At 62.2% G+C, this 19,222-nt stretch carries 14 protein-coding genes; 11 read left to right on the top strand and 3 right to left on the bottom strand.

The window, feature by feature from the left end; translation table 11 throughout:
* Positions 1-165: 165 nt before the first annotated feature.
* Complete coding sequence (locus AC1Q7F_RS30415; protein WP_492512297.1) at positions 166-2,184, top strand: heavy metal translocating P-type ATPase; 2,019 nt, start codon at positions 166-168, stop codon at positions 2,182-2,184.
* Between the two features lie 69 nt (positions 2,185-2,253).
* On the opposite strand, the gene AC1Q7F_RS30410 is transcribed toward AC1Q7F_RS30415, so the two are convergent.
* The 3 genes from AC1Q7F_RS30410 to cadR form a co-directional block, all read right to left on the bottom strand.
* The gene (locus AC1Q7F_RS30410; RefSeq protein WP_492512296.1) at positions 2,254-2,622 is read right to left on the bottom strand and encodes a recombinase family protein; all 369 of its coding nucleotides are present in this window, start codon (positions 2,620-2,622) and stop codon (positions 2,254-2,256) included.
* A 33-nt stretch (positions 2,623-2,655) separates the two neighbouring features.
* Positions 2,656-3,168 (bottom strand): recombinase family protein, encoded by a 513-nt coding sequence (locus AC1Q7F_RS30405; RefSeq protein WP_492512295.1) that lies wholly within the window; start codon positions 3,166-3,168, stop codon positions 2,656-2,658.
* A gap of 122 nt (positions 3,169-3,290) precedes the next feature.
* Positions 3,291-3,710 carry a Cd(II)/Pb(II)-responsive transcriptional regulator gene (gene cadR, locus AC1Q7F_RS30400; RefSeq protein ID WP_005303894.1) on the bottom strand — a complete coding sequence of 140 codons (420 nt, stop codon included), beginning with the start codon at positions 3,708-3,710 and terminating at the stop codon, positions 3,291-3,293.
* Between the two features lie 181 nt (positions 3,711-3,891).
* On the opposite strand from cadR, the gene AC1Q7F_RS30395 reads away from it, so the two are divergent.
* The 10 genes from AC1Q7F_RS30395 to AC1Q7F_RS30350 all read left to right on the top strand — a co-directional run bounded on the left by AC1Q7F_RS30395 (position 3,892) and on the right by AC1Q7F_RS30350 (position 19,221).
* Positions 3,892-6,201 carry a heavy metal translocating P-type ATPase gene (locus AC1Q7F_RS30395; protein WP_492512294.1) on the top strand — a complete coding sequence of 770 codons (2,310 nt, stop codon included), beginning with the start codon at positions 3,892-3,894 and terminating at the stop codon, positions 6,199-6,201.
* On the top strand, positions 6,198-7,289 hold the full coding sequence (lspA, locus tag AC1Q7F_RS30390) for a signal peptidase II (protein WP_492512293.1): 1,092 nt from the start codon (positions 6,198-6,200) through the stop codon (positions 7,287-7,289). Before AC1Q7F_RS30395 ends, lspA begins: the two co-directional genes overlap by 4 nt.
* A gap of 714 nt (positions 7,290-8,003) precedes the next feature.
* Positions 8,004-9,215 (top strand): TolC family protein, encoded by a 1,212-nt coding sequence (locus AC1Q7F_RS30385; protein WP_492512292.1) that lies wholly within the window; start codon positions 8,004-8,006, stop codon positions 9,213-9,215.
* Entirely contained in the window at positions 9,212-10,843 is a 1,632-nt protein-coding gene (locus tag AC1Q7F_RS30380) for an efflux RND transporter periplasmic adaptor subunit (RefSeq protein WP_492512291.1), read from the top strand. The genes AC1Q7F_RS30385 and AC1Q7F_RS30380 overlap by 4 nt, the downstream gene beginning before the upstream one ends.
* Positions 10,840-14,016 (top strand): efflux RND transporter permease subunit, encoded by a 3,177-nt coding sequence (locus AC1Q7F_RS30375; protein ID WP_492512290.1) that lies wholly within the window; start codon positions 10,840-10,842, stop codon positions 14,014-14,016. The genes AC1Q7F_RS30380 and AC1Q7F_RS30375 overlap by 4 nt, the downstream gene beginning before the upstream one ends.
* 70 nt (positions 14,017-14,086) lie before the next feature.
* Positions 14,087-14,428 carry a copper-binding protein gene (locus AC1Q7F_RS30370; protein WP_492512289.1) on the top strand — a complete coding sequence of 114 codons (342 nt, stop codon included), beginning with the start codon at positions 14,087-14,089 and terminating at the stop codon, positions 14,426-14,428.
* A 313-nt stretch (positions 14,429-14,741) separates the two neighbouring features.
* On the top strand, positions 14,742-16,421 hold the full coding sequence (locus tag AC1Q7F_RS30365) for a TnsB C-terminal domain-containing protein (protein ID WP_003830788.1): 1,680 nt from the start codon (positions 14,742-14,744) through the stop codon (positions 16,419-16,421).
* A 2-nt stretch (positions 16,422-16,423) separates the two neighbouring features.
* Positions 16,424-17,332 (top strand): TniB family NTP-binding protein, encoded by a 909-nt coding sequence (locus tag AC1Q7F_RS30360; RefSeq protein ID WP_003830789.1) that lies wholly within the window; start codon positions 16,424-16,426, stop codon positions 17,330-17,332.
* Complete coding sequence (locus AC1Q7F_RS30355) at positions 17,329-18,546, top strand: TniQ family protein (RefSeq protein WP_137821423.1); 1,218 nt, start codon at positions 17,329-17,331, stop codon at positions 18,544-18,546. The genes AC1Q7F_RS30360 and AC1Q7F_RS30355 overlap by 4 nt, the downstream gene beginning before the upstream one ends.
* Positions 18,547-18,606: 60 nt before the next feature.
* Complete coding sequence (locus AC1Q7F_RS30350) at positions 18,607-19,221, top strand: recombinase family protein (protein WP_015063516.1); 615 nt, start codon at positions 18,607-18,609, stop codon at positions 19,219-19,221.
* Position 19,222: the final 1 nt, after the last annotated feature.

Here is a 19,222-nt window from a genome sequence, read left to right as displayed (position 1 = left end):
TGCGGTGGAAAAAGCCATGCGTCGCCGACAGGGAATGAGGCGCCCTGTCGATGGCCGCGCTGCCCTGGTCATCACGGGCGCGCTTCTTCTGCTGGGATTGGCCCTCGATTATCTGATGAGCGGTTGAAAACCGAAACGAGCGCCAAGACCGGCAAGGAGGGAAACGTGCAGGATCATTCCCATCACGATGGCGGGCCGGAACCCGGCCTGTGTGACCATAAGGGCGGTGACGACCATGATCATGGTCACAGCGGCATCTTCGGTTCCCACACGGAACTGGTCTTTGCGCTGTTGTGCGGTGGTGCCCTCGGGCTGGGTGCTCTTTTCGAATATCTGATGACCGATGCACCGGGCTGGATCAGCCTCGCCTTGTTCATCCTGGCCTACGCCTTTGGCGGCTGGTTCACGGGGCGCGAAGCGTTGCAGAACCTGCGGCAGAAACGCTTCGAGATCGACACGCTGATGCTGGTTGCCGCCGCCGGCGCCGCGGCGCTGGGCGCTTGGGCGGAGGGGGCGTTGCTGCTGTTCCTGTTCAGCCTGGGTCACGCGCTGGAACATTACGCCATGGGTCGTGCCAAGCGCGCCATGGAGGCGCTGGCGGCCCTTGCCCCCCGCACGGCCATGGTCCGCCGGGGTACCGAGGTGAATGAGATGCCGGTCGAGGCGCTGGCCATCGGCGACATCGTTATCGTCAAGCCTGACACCCGTCTGCCCGCGGATGGCTTCGTCATCGTCGGCAACAGCAGCGTCAACCAAGCCCCCGTGACCGGGGAGAGCATTCCCGTCGATAAGCAGCCGGTGGCCGATCCAGCCGAGGCCCGCGCCAATCTGGACAAGCTGACGGGCGCCCACCGCGTCTTTGCCGGCACGGTCAATGGCGGTGGGTCGCTGGAAGTGGAGGTGACCAAGCGCGCCGATGACAGCACCTTGGCTCGCCTGGTCCGGCTTGTCAGCGAGGCGGAAAGCCAGAAATCACCGACCCAGCGCTTGACCGACAAATTCGAGCGTTTCTTCGTGCCCTCGGTGTTGGCGCTGACCGTGCTGCTGCTGTTCGCCTGGGTCGTTGTGGATGAACCGTTCCGTGACAGCTTTTACCGCGCCATGGCGGTGCTGGTGGCGGCCAGCCCCTGTGCCCTGGCCATCGCCACCCCCAGCGCGGTCCTGTCCGGCGTGGCCCGCGCCGCACGGGGCGGCGTGCTGGTGAAGGGCGGCGGGCCACTGGAGACCTTGGGCGCGGTCAGCGCCATTGCCTTCGACAAGACCGGCACCCTGACCGAAGGGCGGCCGCGCATCACCGATGTAGTCCCGGCTGAGGGGGTGGAGGAGGCCGATTTGCTGGCCGTGGCGATCGCCGTGGAAAGCCTGAGCGACCATCCTCTGGCCCGTGCCATCGTGCGCGACGGAACGGAATGGCTGGCAGGGCGGCCGGTACAGTCGGTCAGCAGTCTGGACAGCCTGACCGGGCGTGGGGTCAGCGCTTTGCTGGACGGGGAGAAAGTGCTGATCGGCAAGGCGGAGATGTTCGGCAATGACGGCATCGCCCCGCTTTCTGCCGCCACGGAAGCGGCGGTCGAAGAACTACGGGGGAAGGGGCGCACCACGATGGTCGTGCGCCGTGGCGACCGCGACCTGGGCGTCGTCGGTCTGATGGACACGCCGCGCAAGGGGGCCATCGACACAATGCGCCGGCTCCGGGCGCTCGGCGTTCAGCGTATGGTCATGATCTCCGGCGACAACCAACGCGTGGCCACTGCGGTCGCTGCCGAGGTGGGGTTGAGCGAGGCGTTGGGCGACCTGATGCCGGAAGACAAGGTGGTGACCATCCGGGCGCTGAAGACCGAACAGGCGGTGGCCATGGTTGGCGATGGCGTCAACGACGCCCCCGCCATGGCCAGTGCCTCAGTCGGTGTGGCCATGGGGGCTGCCGGGTCGGATGTAACGCTTGAGACAGCCGATGTGGCCCTGATGGCCGATGATCTGTCACGTCTGCCCTTTGCCATCGGCCTCAGCCGGCAGGCCCGTTCCATCATCCGCCAGAATGTCTTTGTCAGCCTGGGCGTGGTCGCCCTGCTGGTGCCGGCCACCATCCTGGGGCTCGGCATCGGCCCGGCCGTCGCCATGCATGAGGGATCGACCCTGCTGGTTGTGTTTAATGCGTTGCGGCTGTTGGCATATGAGGAATGAGACTTCGCGGACAACACTTGTTTGGCTGGTTGACGCAGTATTGGGTCCCGATATGAAAAGGTCTGGAAACTATGTGACGCTGACATACCAGAAGCGACCCACCCCTTCGCCTTTCTGTCCCGCTTGACGATCTCCGTCACCGTATTCTTGGCTCGGCCCCAGTTCCCTGCCGATCAGCCGATAGCTGCGCCCCGCCGCGACTATGACTAGCACCTTGGGCGCCAACCGGTCGGACTTGGGCCGCCGTCCCAGCCTGCGCCGTAGCACCTTGCCCTGCTTCTTGGCGGCAGCGAGGCCTGATCGCACCCGTTCGCGCGGTAGGTCGCGCTCGAACTCCGCGATTTCGGCCAGGATGGTGGCCAGCATGCGGCCAGTGGCCGTACCCAGGTCGAAGGTGGCGATCAGCGATAAACGGCGAGCCTCCAGTTCCCGCAACATGGGGGCACGACATAGAAGGGACGAAAAACCACGCTAAGCCAGCGTCTCGGCAGCGACCCGCCCCTTCGCGTCCCGGTCCCGCTTGACGATCTCCGTCACCGTATTTTTGCTGAGCCCCAGTTCCCTTCCGATCAGCCTATAGCTGCGCCCTGCCGCAACCAGGGCCAGCACCTTGGGCGCCAGCCGATCGGACTTGGGCCGCTGTCCCGGCTTGCGCCCCAGTATCTTGCCCCGCGCCCTGGCGGCGGCAAGACCGGATCTGACCCGTTCGCGCAGCAGGTCGCGCTCGAACTCCGCAATCCCGGCCAGGACCGTGGCCAGCATGCGGCCAGTGGCTGTACCCAGGTCGAACGCCATGCCGCTCATCGCGATCAGCGACACGCGGCGGGCCTCCAATTCCCGCAGCGTGTGCAGCAGGTCCATGGTGCTTCGGCCCCAGCGTGACAGTTCCGTCACCAGCACGGCATCGATCTGCCGTGCCTGGGCCAGCGCCATCACCTTCTTCCGCTCCGCCCGGTCCAGCCGGGCGCCTGATCCGGCTGTCATTTTCAGAAGACGACTGCACGGAATATCAGAAGTCAGCCGCACGACCTTCTCCGATGCCAATTAGGCAGGCCGCTCACGAATCCAAAATCGCAGGCCAATGTCGGCGTGCGAAACAACTCATGCTATGCGTTGCATCCCGGATGATTGCAATCTGATAAACCTTGCAAGATGCCACATGCCTCTATTCGTCGAGCGCCTGAGCATTTTTCACGCAGCGAGAGCAAGTGCCGCTTCAATTGCAACAGCGCTTCGACGCGATCTTCGGTCTGACGAATATGGGCATCCAGTAGTGTATTGACGTCGCCGCAGTCCTGAGCAGGGTTATCTCGTAGGCCCAGCAGTATCCTGATTTCGCTCAGCGTCATGTCAAGCGAACGGCAATGACGAATGAACTGCAAACGCTCGATGTGCACATCGCTGTACAACCGAAAGTTGCCACCGCTTCGCGCTGGCTTTGGCAGCAGCCCTTCCTTTTCGTAGTAGCGGATGGTCACGACCTCGCACCCAGAGCGCTTGGCTAGATCGCCAATTCTGATTTCCATGCCTCAATCTCCATTTATCACTTGATTCTATAGTAACTATAGAGTTTTTAATGGAGGTTGTACAGAAGATTTGAAGGAGTTATCCATGAGTGAATGCGCTTCAAAGGCGTGTGGCTGCTCGGCTGGGCCGATCATGCAACCCACGACACAAGCCCCGCCGACAACCGGATCGGCTCAAGCGGTGTACCGCATCGAGAACATGGATTGCCCCACGGAAGAGGCGCTGATCCGAGGCAAGCTGGTTGGGCTGGCGGGTGTGGTTGGTCTTGAGTTCAACCTGATGCAGCGTACCTTGACCGTGCAGCACGAATTGCCTTCGCTGTCTCCCGTTGAACAGGCACTGAAGGCCATCGGCATGCAAGCTGTGCGCATGGATGAGGCGTCGGCTGGGCAGACAACCAAGCTGTCCATTGCCAAGATGGATTGTCCGACAGAGGAAGCATTGATCCGCAACAAGCTCGGCACCGTGGCCGGGGTTACCGGTCTCGATTTCAACCTGATGCAGCGCACGTTGTCGGTACGCCATGCTGACGGGGTTCTGCCGGATGTGCTTGTGGCACTACAAGCGCTCGGATTCGAGGCGCAGGTCGAGGACAAGGCCATGGCCGCGTCGCCATCGGCGTCCCCTGTGACAACGCAGACCAACTGGTGGCCACTCGGTATTTCCCTCATCGCCGCATCAGCGGCCGAAGCGGTCTACTGGTTCCACAACGGCAATCATTGGTCGGTCGTCATTCTGGCGCTTGTAGCGGTCTTGACGGGAGGCCTGTCCACCTACAAGAAGGGCTGGATCGCGCTCAAGAACCGTAACCTCAACATGAACGCCCTGATGTCGATTGCTGTCACAGGTGCCATGTTCATCGGCCACTGGCCCGAAGCTGCGATGGTGATGGTGCTCTTCGCGCTGGCCGAGGTGATCGAGGCCAAGTCATTGGATCGCGCCCGCAACGCCATCCGTGGACTGCTCGACCTGACCCCGGAGCAGGCCACGGTGCAACAGCCTGACGGCACCTGGCGAGAGGCAAGCGCCAAGCAAATCGCCATTGGCAGCCGAGTCCGGGTCAGACCGGGTGAGCGCATCGCGCTCGATGGCGAGGTGCTAGACGGACGCTCCACGGTCAACCAAGCCCCGATCACGGGCGAAAGCCTGCCGGTCGAGAAATCTCCCGGTGATCCGGTGTTCGCTGGGACGATCAACGAATCCGGCTCGTTCGAATACCGCGTCACTGCCGTGGCCAGCAGTTCCACTTTGGCCCGCATCATTCACGCGGTAGAGGCTGCGCAAGGTAGCCGTGCACCGACCCAGCGTTTTGTCGATCAGTTCGCCCGCTGGTACACGCCCCTCGTTTTCGCCCTGGCCATCGCCGTTGCACTGCTGCCCCCGCTTCTCATGGGCGCGGCATGGATGGACTGGATTTACCGTGCATTGGTTCTGCTGGTGGTCGCCTGCCCGTGCGCACTGGTGATCTCTACACCGGTCAGCATCGTCAGCGGCCTGGCCGCCGCCGCTCGCCACGGCATTCTCATCAAAGGTGGCGTCTATCTGGAAGAAGGCCGCAAGCTGCGCTGGCTGGCTCTGGACAAGACCGGCACGATCACGCACGGCAAGCCCGCACAGACCGACTTTGTCACATGGGGCAATGCACTCGCCTCGGACAGCCGCAGCATCGCTGCCAGTCTGGCGGCCCGCTCAGACCATCCTGTATCCAAGGCGGTGGCACAGGCCGCGCAGACGGACGGGGTTGCCTTGCTCGACGTGGCCGAATTCAACGCGCTGCCCGGTCGGGGTGTGCAAGGCCAAATCGACGGGGAGACCTACCATCTGGGCAACCACCGGATGCTCGAAGAGCTGGGGCAGTGCACACCAGAGCTGGAGCAGCGCATCGCTGCGCTGGAAACCGCTGGCAAGACCGTCGTGATGTTGGTAGGCGCAAAAGGGGTACATGCCTTATTCGCCGTAGCGGACACCATCAAGGACAGCAGCAGGAGCGCTATCGCCGAGCTGCACGCACTGGGCATCAACACCATGATGCTGACCGGCGACAACCCCCATACGGCACAGGCCATTGCCGCACAAGCCGGAATCGACCGTGCGCAAGGCAACCTACTCCCAGATGACAAATTGCGCGAAGTGGAGCAACTGGCCCGAAGCGGCAAGGTTGGCATGGTCGGTGATGGCATCAACGATGCACCGGCCTTGGCGCGTGCGGATATCGGCTTTGCCATGGGAGCCGCTGGCACCGACACCGCCATCGAAACGGCTGATGTGGCGCTGATGGACGATGACCTGCGCAAAATTCCGACCTTCGTGCGCCTGTCGCGTGCGACGGCGCAGGTGCTGATGCAAAACATTGTGCTGGCCCTTGGCATCAAGGCAGTCTTTCTGGTGCTCACCTTCACGGGTCACGCAACCATGTGGATGGCTGTGTTCGCCGATATGGGTGCCAGCTTGCTTGTTGTCGGCAACGGCTTGAGGTTGTTGCGCCGATGAGCTGGAAACTCTTTCTCTATGACTGGGGTGGCCTGAACATCGCGTTGTTTCAAGCCATCAACACAGGCACGCCCGCCACGCTGAAACCACTGGCATGGTTCTTTGGCCTCGTGGGAAGTTACTGGACAGCGCCGCTGATGCTGTTGGGTCTGTGGTGGTGGTCGAAATCGGCTACAAACCCGGCGCGTGGTACGGCCGTTCGGCATCGCCTTATTGGTTTTAGCGCGGCCTTCTTGCTGGCGTTATTGGTCGCCACCGCCTTGAAGCTATGGTTCGACTTTCCACGCCCGCCTGCCGTCCTTGGCGACCTGGCGCGCGTCATCGGGGACAAAGAGCTTCACTACAGCCTGCCCAGCGGGCATGCCACCTATGCCGCGCTGGTGGTCGGCGCGCTCTGGCCTTTGATGGGCCGCCGTGGTCGTCTCGGTTTAATGCTGTACGCCACATTGGTCGGCTGGTCGCGCATCGCGGCCGGAATGCACTTTCCGGCCGATGTGTTGGCGGGGTGGACGCTGGGATGGAGCTGCACGGTACTTGCCGGGTGGTTGCTGCCGCTGGCCGCCCCTGTGTGGCAATCGGCCCGCCGCACATCGGCTTGGGTCTGGTTCACCGTGGCCGCTAGTGCTGTCATGACCGATCAGCTCACGAAGTTCGCCATCATCCGCACATTTGCCTACGGTGAGCAAGTCGAAATCACCCCGTTTTTCAACCTCGTTCATGTCCTGAATCCGGGTGCGGCATTCAGCTTTTTGGCGAACGCTGGTGGCTGGCAACGTTACTTTTTCATCACGCTGGGTCTGGCTGTTTCTGCTTGGCTGGGGCGCATGCTGTGCCAGCAACGGCCACGTCTCGAAGCGATGGGCTACAGCCTGATCCTTGGTGGTGCGCTCGGCAATGTCGCGGATCGTGTGCTGCGTGGATCGGTTGTCGATTTCCTCGACTTCCATTGGCAGCTTGTGCACTGGCCCGCCTTCAACCTCGCAGATGTGGCGATCACATCGGGTGCTGCTTTGCTCATCATGCAGATGCTAACCCAAGGCAAGGCGGTGGACACCGGCGCAAATGGGAATTATAATCATTCACAATGATATAATCCGAGAGTTTCCATGACGGGGTCGTCTCAGAATTCGGAAAATAAAGCACGTTAAGCATGTCGCCGAAAAACCATGTTTGATATCATGGATTGATGCGCGTCTTCTTGGCCTTGTTTCTTTGCTTCATCGTTGCCTTCCAAGGCAGCGTGAGCGCGCATGCCTTCCAAATGCCTTGCCCCATGGATCACGCTGGTGGCCAAACGGCTTCCGTCGATGAATCTGTTCAGGCTGCCGAGGATTGCTGCAATGATGCCGAGACTGCGGCCAAGACAGGCAAACTCTGCAAGACGGATATCCCATGCAGCTCAGCAAGCGCGTGCGTTTTGCCGTCGTTTCACTCACACACTCCCCCTGCACAGACATCTGCTCCTGTGCCTGCACTGAGCGCGTTGATCGCCTCTTTTGATCCCTCCGGCGTCTGGCGACCGCCATCCCTTAGCTAATTCCGTGTAACCGCGATACGGCTGTCGGCCACCCTGTGGCTGACAGTTCCTTGCCCGTGCTCGATAAATCGCGCGGGTTCATCACGCATGGAGTTAGCCAATGCATTCACTTCCCTCTCAAGGAGGCAGTACGCCTCCCGTTCATAGCGCTCGCCGGTACTGGCCGCGCGGAACCAGACTTGTCGTTGCTGCCGTGCTGTCACTCGGCATCACCAGCCTAGCGGCGGCACAACCGTCCTCATCCCTCCTGACTTTGGACGCGGCGTTGGATGCTGCGCAGGCCCGCTCTGCGACGCTTCAAGCCCAGGACGCTGCATCTCGTGCCGCCCGGGAAATGGCCGTTTCCGCCGGTCGTCTACCAGACCCGGTGTTGCGCCTGTCTGTGGACAACTTGCCCATCGAAGGGCCAATGCGCTACAGCCTGACAGACGATTTCATGACGATGCGTTCGGTCAGCCTGATGCAGACCTTCACGGGTTCCGAAAAACGCCAGGCACGCAGCGCACGATACGAGCGGGAAGCCGAGGCCGCGTTGTCTATACGCTCCATGCAAAAGGCCAGATTGCTCACCCAAACTGCCCGTGCCTGGTTCGACCGCTACTTCCAGGAGCAGATGCTCAACCTGCTACAGCGTCAACGTGAGGAAGCCAGCGGGGTGAGCGACGCGGTTGAGTCCGCCTACCGTGGTGGGCGCAGTAGCCAGGCGGATGTGTTGGCTGCGCATGCTGCCGTCGCTCGAATCGATGACCGATTGCACGAGGTACGTGCCGAGCTCACCAATGCCAAGGCGCAGTTGCAGCGCTGGATTGGTGATAGCGCGGAACAACCGCTCGGCGTCCCCCCGAAAATCGACCGTACCCGTCTCGCCAAACACCAGTTGGGCCATGAGATCGAGCAGCACCCCGACATCGCCGTGATGAATGCACGGGAACGCGTCGCACTGGCTGAAGCTGAAGTCGCAAAACAGGACAAAAGCGCTGACTGGAGTTGGTCGCTGATGTACAGCAAACGGGGCAGCCAGTTCGGCGACATGGTGTCCTTCGGCGTTTCCATTCCTCTGCAATGGGATCAGGCTCGCAAACAGGATCGCGAGCTGTCAGCCAGGTTGCAACGGGTTGAACAGGTACGCCTGGAGCGCGAAGAGATGCGGCGCGAGCATCTTTTGGACGTGCAGCGCTTGCTCACCAACTGGCGCAGCAACCTCACCCGTCTGGAAGATTACGACAAGACACTGATCCCGCTGGCGACAGAACGAGTCCACGCAACGGAAGCAGCCTTCCGCAGTGGCAAGGCACCTTTGGCCACCGTCCTTGAAGCCCAGCGCATGGTGACCGACACCCGCCTGGAAAGGCTGCGAATCGAAAAGCAGAGCGCCGCATGGTGGGCCGAGCTTGAGTTCCTGATTCCTGAAGACCTGCCTGCGCAGGTACCCCCACCAAGTCCTTCCCATCAACCCGCTCAGGAGTCGCAACCATGAACAAGAAAACCATCATCACCGCACTGCTTGCAACCGGAGTGCTCGGTGCGAGCGGGTTCGGACTCTACCAACTGGGTGCCAAGAACGGGACGAGTGCGCCGATGGCCGTGTCTACGAAGGCCACGGATTCGCCTATGGCTGCACCCATCGACCCCTCGGCCTGGGGGATACCTGAAGGCGAGACGGCCACACGGCGACATATCGAGGCTGGTATCAAAGGCGGTGACGTCGATCCGATCACCGGCCGCAAAATCCTTTACTACCACGACCCCATGGTGCCGGGCAAAAAATTCGAGGCCCCAGGCAAGTCGCCCTTCATGGACATGATGCTGGTGCCCGCCTATGCGGGGGCGCAGGGTGCCGATAGCGGAACGGTCTCCGTCAGCTCGCGCATTCAGCAGAACCTCGGGGTGCGCACGGGTGAAGTCGTTTCTGGTCAACTAGCACCCGAGGTTTCAGCGGTAGGCACCGTAGCCTGGAATGAACGCGGTCAATACGTGGTGCAAGCGCGCGCCACCGGCTTTATTGAAAAGCTGCGCGTGCGTGCGTTGCTGGATCAAGTCGGCAAAGGGCAGCCGCTGCTGGACCTCTATGTGCCGGATTGGGTGGCGGTGCAGGAAGACTATTTGACCGCCAAGCGCCTGCAAGGTCGCGGGCTGGAGTCCCTCGCTGAAGGAGCCCGTCAGCGCATGCGCCAGGCTGGCATGAGCGAGGCACAGATCGCCGTGGTCGAACGCACGGGGCAGGTGCAGGCCCGCATGACCCTGGTCGCGCCAGCCGGTGGCGTGCTCACAGAACTGATGGCGCGTGAAGGGGGCACGGCGATGATGGGCATGCCGCTCATGCGCATAAACGACCTGTCCACTGTGTGGGTGCAGGCCGACGTGCCGGAAAGCCAGGCGTCGCAGCTTGCCGTGGGCGCACAGGTGGCGGCGCAAACCCCGGCTTTACCGGGGGATGTGTTTCGTGGCCAGGTGCAGGCCTTGTTGCCTGAGGTCAATCCGACGACACGCACGCGCAAGGCGCGCATGGCCTTGGCCAACCCCAAGGGCAAGCTGGTGCCCGGCATGTTCGTGCAAATGCAATTCAAGCCATCGGCGCAAGGCCAAGCGCGCGCCACGTTGTTGGTGCCCTCCGAGGCGCTGGTGCGCACCGGCAAGCGCACGCTGGTGATGGTCGTCGAGGAAGGTGCGTTCCGCCCGGTCGAGGTACTGGTAGGCCGCGAACAGAACGGTCAAGCTGAAATCCTGGCTGGCCTCAGCCAAGGCCAGAAGATCGTGCTGTCAGGGCAGTTCCTCATCGACTCCGAAGCCAACCTGAAAGGCGTGGAAGCCCGCTTGTCATCCGCCAAGGAGCAAGGACCAACGAGCGCGACGCAGCAAACCTACCGCACAACCGCACGGGTGGAAGCCGTGGCGGGTGAAACCCTCACGCTGACGCATCCGGAAGTCCCCGCCTTGAAGTGGCCGGGCATGACCATGGACTTCAAGCTGGCCCCGGACGCTGCCTCGCTCAAGCCCTCGGCGGGCAGCGAGATCGACATCGAGTTCCGCATGCAGGAGGGCGATGCACCACAGATCGTCCAATGGCGCGCGCGCCAGAGCAAGGCGATGGGGGGCACACAATGATTGCCCGTCTGATCCATTGGTCGATTGCCAACCGCTTTCTGGTGCTGATCGCCACCGTGCTGCTGGCGGCCTGGGGCGTGGTGTCGGTGGCCCGCACGCCGCTCGATGCCTTGCCCGACCTGTCGGACACCCAGGTGATCATTCGCACCTCCTGGCCGGGGCAGGCACCGCAACTGGTCGAGAACCAGGTCACCTACCCGCTGACCACCACCATGTTGTCGGTGCCGGGGGCGCGGGTCGTGCGCGGTTATTCCTTCTTTGGCGACAGCTACGTCTACGTGCTGTTCAAAGACGGCACGGACCTCTACTGGGCACGTTCGCGGGTGCTGGAGTACCTCAACCAGGTGCAATCGCGCCTGCCGCCCGGCGCCACGTCAGCGCTGGGGCCTGATGCAACGGGCGTGGGCTGGATTTACCAGTACGCACTGACCGACAAGTCCGGCAAGCAGGATCTGTCCCAGTTGCGCAGCCTGCAAGACTGGTTTCTGAAATTCGAGCTGAAGACTGTACCCGGTGTGGCCGAGGTGGCCACCATCGGCGGCATGGTACGCCAATACCAGGTGCAGCTCGATCCGGACAAGCTGGCCGCCTATCGCATTCCCCACAGCAAGGTGATCGCGGCGATTCGCGCTGCCAACCAAGAGGCGGGTGGTTCGGTACTGGAGATGGGTGAAGCCGAGTTCATGGTACGCGCCTCCGGGTATTTGCAGACCCTGGACGATTTCCGAGCCATCCCGCTCATGACTACCGAGGCGGGTGTATCCGTCTTGCTGGGTGACGTGGCCCATGTGCAGATCGGCCCCGAGATGCGGCGCGGTATTGGTGAACTGGACGGCGAAGGTGAAGCCGTGGGCGGCGTGATCGTCATGCGCTCGGGCGAGAACGCCTTGACCACCATCGAGGCAGTCAAGGAAAAACTGGCCACATTGAAGAACAGCCTGCCGCCAGGCGTGGAGATTGTGCCCACCTACGACCGCTCGGCGCTGATTGAGCGGGCCATCGAGAACCTCAGCCACAAGCTGCTCGAAGAGTTTGCCGTCGTGGCGGTGGTTTGCATGCTTTTTCTGTTTCACCTGCGCTCGGCTTTGGTGGCCATCGTCTCATTGCCCCTGGGCATTCTGGCGGCCTTCATCGTGATGCACTGGCAGGGGGTCAACGCCAACATCATGTCGCTGGGTGGCATTGCCATTGCCATCGGCGCGATGGTGGATGCGGCGGTGGTGATGATCGAGAACGCGCACAAGCACCTGGAGGAATGGAACCACGAACATCCCGGGGAGCAGCTGCAAGGCGAAACCCGCTGGCGGGTGATTGGAGACGCTGCCGCCGAGGTCGGACCGGCACTGTTCTTTTCGCTGCTCATCATCACCCTCTCCTTCGTGCCGATCTTCACGCTGGAGGCGCAGGAAGGAAAGCTGTTCTCGCCGCTGGCCTTCACCAAGACCTATGCCATGGCGGCCAGCGCCGGTCTGGCGGTGACGCTGATTCCGGTGTTGATGGGCTATCTGATCCGGGGTCGCATCCCGGACGAGCAGAAAAACCCGATCAATCGCTTCTTTGTTGCCATCTACCGCCCCTTGCTCGAAGTGGTGCTGCGCTTTCCCAAGGCCACCATCGCGGTTGCCGTGGTGTTTCTTGCCGCCAGTTGGTGGCCATTGCAGCAACTGGGCAGCGAGTTCATGCCGCCGCTGGACGAAGGTGACTTATTGTACATGCCCACCGCCCTGCCAGGCATGTCGGCGGGCAAGGCGGCGCAATTGCTGCAACAGACCGACCGGCTGATCAAGGCGGTGCCAGAGGTCGCCACGGTCTACGGCAAGGCAGGCCGAGCCGTGACCGCTACCGATCCTGCGCCGCTGGTGATGTTCGAGACCACCATCCAGTTCAAACCCAAGAGCGAATGGCGCGTGGGCATGACCCCAGAGAAGCTCGTCGAAGAGCTGGACAAGACCGTGCGCGTGCCAGGGTTGACGAACATCTGGATTCCTCCGATTCGCAACCGCCTCGACATGCTAGCCACCGGCATCAAGAGTCCGGTTGGGGTCAAGGTGCTTGGCAGTGATCTGGCGGTCATCAATCGGCTCACGGGCGAGATCGAGCAAGCGGTCAAGCAGGTGCCCGGTGTGACCAGCGCTTTCGCCGAGCGCCTGACAGGTGGGCGCTATGTCAACGTGGACATCAAACGTGAGCGCGCGGCGCGCTACGGGCTCAACATGGCCGACGTGCAGTCGGTGGTGTCAAGCGCTGTAGGCGGTATGAACATCGGTGAAACCATTGAGGGCTTGCAGCGCTATCCGATCAACGTGCGTTACCCACGTGAGGTGCGGGACTCTTTGGATCGCTTGCGCAGCCTGCCCATCGTGACACCGCGAGGGCAACAGCTGGTGCTGGGTGACGTTGCGGACATTCGCATCGATGACGGCCCGCCGATGTTGCGCAGCGAGAACGCCCGCCTAGCCGGTTTTGTATACGTCGATCTGCGCGGCCGCGATCTAGGCACGGCGGTGCGCGATATGCAGCAAACCGTAGCTGAAAAAGTGGAGCTGCCACCCGGTTACTCGGTGGCATGGTCAGGGCAGTTCGAGTTTCTCGAACGCGCCGCTGCCAAGCTCAAGCTGGTGGTGCCTTTCACGCTGCTCATCATCTTTGTGCTGCTCTACCTGACCTTCAAGCATTTCGGTGAGGCCCTGCTGCTGATGGCGACGTTGCCCTTTGCCCTGGTCGGCGGTATCTGGCTGCTGTACGGCTTGAACTACAACCTGTCGGTGGCGGGCGTCGTGGGCTTCATCGCGCTTGCCGGGGTGGCGGCCGAGTTCGGCGTGATCATGCTGCTTTACCTCAAGCAGGCGTGGATGGAACGCGTTGACCAGAACCAAATCAGCGAAGCCGATCTGCTGGACGCGATCCGCGAAGGGGCTGTGCTGCGCGTGCGCCCCAAGGCGATGACAGTGGCGGTGATTCTGGCCGGCCTGCTGCCCATCATGTGGGGCGGCGGCACCGGCAGCGAGGTCATGCAGCGCATTGCGGCCCCGATGGTGGGCGGCATGATCACCGCGCCGTTGCTGTCGATGTTCGTGATCCCGGCAGCGTATTACCTGATGCGTCGGCCTCGCCGACAACCGCTCGCACAAGAGCAAGCGCACCCCATTCATTCAGACGGCGAACACCCTTGATGAAAACCCCGGTCTCTGGATTTGCCAGGGATCGGTTTCCCAACCTCCCAATTACTGGAGAAATCTGAACATGAAGAAATCACTGATCAACTCACTCGCAGCCATTCTTGTGCTCTCGGCCACCGCGGCGATGGCACAGCAGAAGATGGACGGGATGAAGACTATGCCGATGGGAAAGCCAGCGGCCGGGCAAACTGTGCACATGGCTAAGGGCAAGGTGACCAAGGTCGACACCGGCACCAATGTCGTCACCCTTGCCCATGAACCCGTCAAGAGCTTGAACTGGCCAGCCATGACCATGGGGTTTCAGGTCAAAGACAAGATGCTGCTGGACAAACTTATTGTCGGCAAGACGGTCGATTTCGAGTTTGCCCAAGGCGATAAAGCCTATGTCATCACCAACGTGAAGTAATCGTCCCTCGGTGAGCGAAGCAGACGGGCTTTTGGGTTCGTCTGCCGGTTTTGTCTCACTGGCAGCGTCGGGATGAACGAAAAGAATACGCGACCATCTATGTGCTTGCTTGGGATTGGGTGTCTATTTGAGCTATACCCTAACCTGATGTCAGATGCTTGGCGCAAAGCTGTCATTTTCAGAAGACGACTGCACCAATTGACGGGGCGTAACGCCAGGTGTGCAGTCGGCTCCTGACCACGCAATATCAGAAGTCATCTGCACCAATCTCGACTATGCTCAATACTCGTGTGCACCAAAGCGAGGTGTGAGCATGGCGTCAGACACATTGCCAATTGCCGAGCAGGGCGTGGCCACCCTGCCCGATGCGGCATGGGCACAGGCCCGGCACCGGACCGAAATCATCGGGCCGCTGGCAGCGCTTGAAGTGGTTGGGCATGAAGCCGCCGATGCCGCTGCTCAAGCGCTGGGCCTATCCAGGCGGCAGGTGTATGTCCTGATCCGGCGTGCCCGGCAAGGTGCTGGGTTTGTGACGGACCTGGTTCCCGGCCAGTCCGGCGGCGGAAAAGGCAAGGGACGCTTGCCGGAATCAGTTGAGCGCATCATCCGCGAGTTGCTGCAAAAGCGCTTCCTGACCAAGCAGAAGCGTAGCCTGGCGGCGTTCCACCGCGAGGTCGCGCAGGCTTGCAAAGCGCAAAAGCTACGGGTGCCGGCGCGCAACACTTTGGCCCTGCGGATCGCCGGCCTCGACCCGCTCAAGGCCACTCGCCGCCGGGAAGGTCAGGATGCGTCCCGCAGCCTGCAAGGTGTCGGTGGTGAGCCTCCCGCCGTGACCGCGCCACTGGAACAAGTGCAGATTGATCACACGGTCATCGACCTGATCGTGGTGGACGAGCGCGACCGGCAACCGATTGGCCGTCCGTATCTGACCATCGCCATCGACGTGTTTACCCGCTGCGTGCTCGGCATGGTCGTCACGCTGGAAGCGCCGTCATCTGTTTCGGTCGGCCTGTGCCTTGTGCATGTCGCCTGCGACAAGCGTCCCTGGCTGGAGGGTCTGAATATAGAAATGGATTGGCCGATGAGCGGCAAGCCCAGGCTGCTCTACTTGGACAACGCGGCCGAGTTCAAGAGCGAGGCGCTGCGCCGTGGCTGCGAGCAGCACGGCATCCGGTTGGACTATCGTCCGCCAGGGCAGCCGCACTACGGCGGCATCGTGGAACGGATCATCGGTACGGCGATGCAGATGATCCACGATGAATTGCCAGGGACGACCTTCTCCAACCCTGACCAGCGCGGGGACTACGATTCCGAAAACAAGGCCGCCCTGACATTGCGTGAGCTGGAGCGCTGGCTCACGTTGGCGGTGGGCACCTATCACGGCTCTGTGCACAACGGCCTGCTTCAGCCGCCGGCGGCGCGCTGGTCAGAAGCCGTGGCGCGTGTCGGTGTACCGGCTGTCGTCACCCGCGCCTTGGCTTTTTTGGTCGATTTCCTGCCCATCATTCGCCGTACTCTGACTCGCACCGGCTTTGTCATCGACCACATTCACTACTACGCCGATGCGCTCAAACCGTGGATCGCACGACGCGACCGCTTGCCCGCTTTCCTGATCCGGCGCGACCCGCGTGACATCAGCCGTATCTGGGTGCTGGAACCGGAGGGGCAGCATTACCTGGAAATCCCCTACCGTACCTTGTCGCACCCGGCTGTCACCCTCTGGGAACAACGGCAGGCGCTGACGAAATTGCGGCAGCAGGGACGCGAACAGGTGGATGAGTCGGCGCTGTTCCGCATGATCGGGCAGATGCGCGAGATCGTGACCACCGCACAGAAGGCCACGCGCAAGGCGCGGCGCGACGCGGATCGACGCCAGCACCTCAAGGCATCGCCTCCGCCGGACAAGCCGATTCCGCCGAAAACGGACGTTGCTGATCCGCAGGCAGACAACCTGCCTCCGGCCAAACCGTTCGACCAGATCGAGGAGTGGTAGCCGTGGACGAATATCCCATCATCGACTTGTCACACCTGCTGCCAGCGGCACAGGGGCTGGCTCGGCTGCCGGCGGACGAGCGCATCCAGCGCCTTCGCGCCGACCGCTGGATCGGCTACCCGCGCGCGGTCGAGGCGCTGAACCGGCTGGAAACCCTGTATGCGTGGCCAAACAAGCAACGCATGCCCAACCTGCTGCTGGTTGGCCCGACCAACAACGGCAAGTCGATGATCATCGAGAAATTCCGGCGCACGCATCCGGCCAGCTCCGACGCGGACCAGGAACACATGCCGGTGCTGGTCGTGCAGATGCCGTCCGAACCGTCGGTGATCCGCTTCTACGTCGCGCTACTTGCCGCGATGGGGGCACCATTGCGCCCGCGCCCACGGCTGCCGGAAATGGAGCAACTGGCGCTGGCACTGCTGCGCAAGGTCGGCGTGCGCATGCTGGTGATCGACGAGCTGCACAACGTCTTGGCCGGCAACAGCGTCAACCGGCGGGAATTTCTCAACCTGCTGCGCTTCCTCGGCAATGAGCTGCGCATCCCATTGGTCGGGGTCGGCACGCGCGACGCCTACCTGGCCATCCGCTCGGATGACCAATTGGAAAACCGCTTCGAGCCCATGATGCTGCCGGTGTGGGAGGCCAACGACGATTGCTGCTCACTGCTGGCCAGCTTCGCCGCTTCGCTTCCATTGCGGCGACCCTCGTCGATTGCCACGCTGGACATGGCCCGCTACCTGCTCACACGCAGCGAGGGCACCATCGGCGAACTGGCGCACTTGCTGATGGCGGCGGCCCTCGTCGCCGTGGAGAGCGGCGAGGAAGCGATCAACCACCGCACGCTCAGCATGGCCGATTACACCGGCCCAAGCGAGCGGCGTCGGCAATTCGAGCGGGAACTGATGTGAAGCCAGCGCCACGCTGGCCGCTGCATCCGGCTCCCAAGGAAGGCGAAGCCTTGTCTTCATGGCTCAACCGCGTGGCCCTTTGCTATCACATGGAGGTGTCCGACCTGCTGGAGCACGATCTTGGTCACGGCCAGGTTGATGACCTGGATACCGCGCCACCACTGTCGCTGCTGATGATGCTCTTCCAGCGGAGCGGCATCGAGCTGGACCGGCTGCGTTGCATGAGTTTCGCCGGCTGGGTGCCTTGGCTACTGGATAGCCTTGATGATCAGATTCCAGACGCATTGGAAACCTATGCGTTCCAGCTCTCGGTGCTGCTGCCGAAACTCCGCCGTAGGACGCGATCCATCACGAACTGGCGTGCCTGGCTGCCCAGCCAGCCGATACATCGCGCCTGTCCGCTCTGTCTGAACGACCCGGCAAACCAAGCCGTACTGCTTGCATGGAAGCTGCCCCTGATGCTGAGCTGCCCGCTGCATGGTTGCTGGCTGGAATCCTATTGGGGCGTGCCTGGGCGGTTTCTCGGCTGGGATAACGCCGACACTGCGCCGCGCACCGCCAGCGACGCGATTGCAGTGATGGACCGGCGTACCTGGCAGGCACTGACGACCGGCCATGTGGAGCTGCCGCGCCGACGCATCCACGCTGGATTGTGGTTTCGGCTAATACGCACGCTGCTCGATGAGCTGAACACCCCGCTTTCGACGTGCGGAACCTGCGCGGGGTATCTCCGCCAAGTATGGGAAGGCTGCGGGCATCCGCTGCGTGCTGGGCAAAGTCTGTGGCGACCGTATGAAACCCTGAACCCGGCAGTACGATTGCAGATGCTGGAGGCGGCGGCAACGGCAATCAGCTTGATTGAGGTGAGGGATATTAGCCCGCCAGGCGAGCATGCAAAGCTGTTCTGGTCCGAGCCCCAAACCGGGTTCACCAGTGGCCTGCCGGCGAAAGCGCTGAAGCCCGAACCCGTCGATCACTGGCAGCGTGCGGTCAAGGCCATTGATGAGGCCATCATTGAAGCGCGGCACGGCCCCGAGACGGCACGCTCGCTGTTCGCGTTGGCTTCCTATGGTCGGCGCGACCCCGCTTCCCTGGAACAGTTGCGCGCTACCTTCGCGAAGGAAGGCATCCCCACGGAATTTTTGTCACATTACGAGCCTGATGAGCCCTTTGCATGTCTTAGACAGAATGACGGGTTAAGTGACAAATTTTGACGACCAGAACTTTCCGGTTCACACTGTCACATAATCGAACGTATATGTGACAGGTGCAAGATGCTGATTGGCTACATGCGGGTATCGAAGGCAGACGGCTCACAGGCCACCGACTTGCAGCGCGATGCGCTAGTCACTTCTGGCGTCGATCCCACCCAACTTTACGAGGATCAGGCGTCTGGCAAGCGCGAAGACCGCCCTGGCTTGGCGAGCTGCCTAAAGGCGCTGCGCGAGGGGGATACGCTGGTGGTGTGGAAACTGGACCGGCTCGGGCGTGACCTGCGCCACCTGATCAATACCGTCCACGACCTGACCGGCCGTGGTGTCGGACTGAAGGTGCTGACCGGCCACGGTGCGGCCATCGACACCACGACGGCCGCCGGCAAGCTGGTCTTCGGCATCTTTGCCGCGCTGGCCGAGTTCGAGCGCGAACTGATCGCCGAGCGCACCGTGGCGGGCCTGGCCTCGGCACGGGCGCGCGGTCGGAAAGGTGGCCGACCGTTCAAGATGACGGCCGCCAAGCTGCGCCTGGCGATGGCGGCAATGTGCCAGCCCGAAACCAAGGTCGGCGACCTGTGCCAGGAACTCGGCATCACGCGACAGACCCTGTACCGACACATTTCCCCAAAAGGCGAGTTGCGCCCAGATGGGACGAAACTACTCAACCGTACCTGAC

This window comes from Niveispirillum sp. GW835-FHT14G11 (genome assembly GCF_058793615.1).
Note: the sequence above shows the minus strand (reverse complement) of the source record. Positions and strands in the feature narration are given on the sequence as shown.

Bases quoted from the DNA above. Each gene is read 5' to 3' on its own strand.
- AC1Q7F_RS30410 (WP_492512296.1), bottom strand. From the start codon at position 2,622: ATGTTGCGGGAACTGGAGGCTCGCCGTTTATCGCTGATCGCCACCTTC.
- AC1Q7F_RS30405 (WP_492512295.1), bottom strand. From the start codon at position 3,168: ATGACAGCCGGATCAGGCGCCCGGCTGGACCGGGCGGAGCGGAAGAAG.
- cadR (WP_005303894.1), bottom strand. From the start codon at position 3,710: ATGGAAATCAGAATTGGCGATCTAGCCAAGCGCTCTGGGTGCGAGGTC.
- lspA (WP_492512293.1), top strand. From the start codon at position 6,198: ATGAGCTGGAAACTCTTTCTCTATGACTGGGGTGGCCTGAACATCGCG.
- AC1Q7F_RS30380 (WP_492512291.1), top strand. From the start codon at position 9,212: ATGAACAAGAAAACCATCATCACCGCACTGCTTGCAACCGGAGTGCTC.
- AC1Q7F_RS30375 (WP_492512290.1), top strand. From the start codon at position 10,840: ATGATTGCCCGTCTGATCCATTGGTCGATTGCCAACCGCTTTCTGGTG.
- AC1Q7F_RS30370 (WP_492512289.1), top strand. From the start codon at position 14,087: ATGAAGAAATCACTGATCAACTCACTCGCAGCCATTCTTGTGCTCTCG.
- AC1Q7F_RS30365 (WP_003830788.1), top strand. From the start codon at position 14,742: ATGGCGTCAGACACATTGCCAATTGCCGAGCAGGGCGTGGCCACCCTG.
- AC1Q7F_RS30350 (WP_015063516.1), top strand. From the start codon at position 18,607: ATGCTGATTGGCTACATGCGGGTATCGAAGGCAGACGGCTCACAGGCC.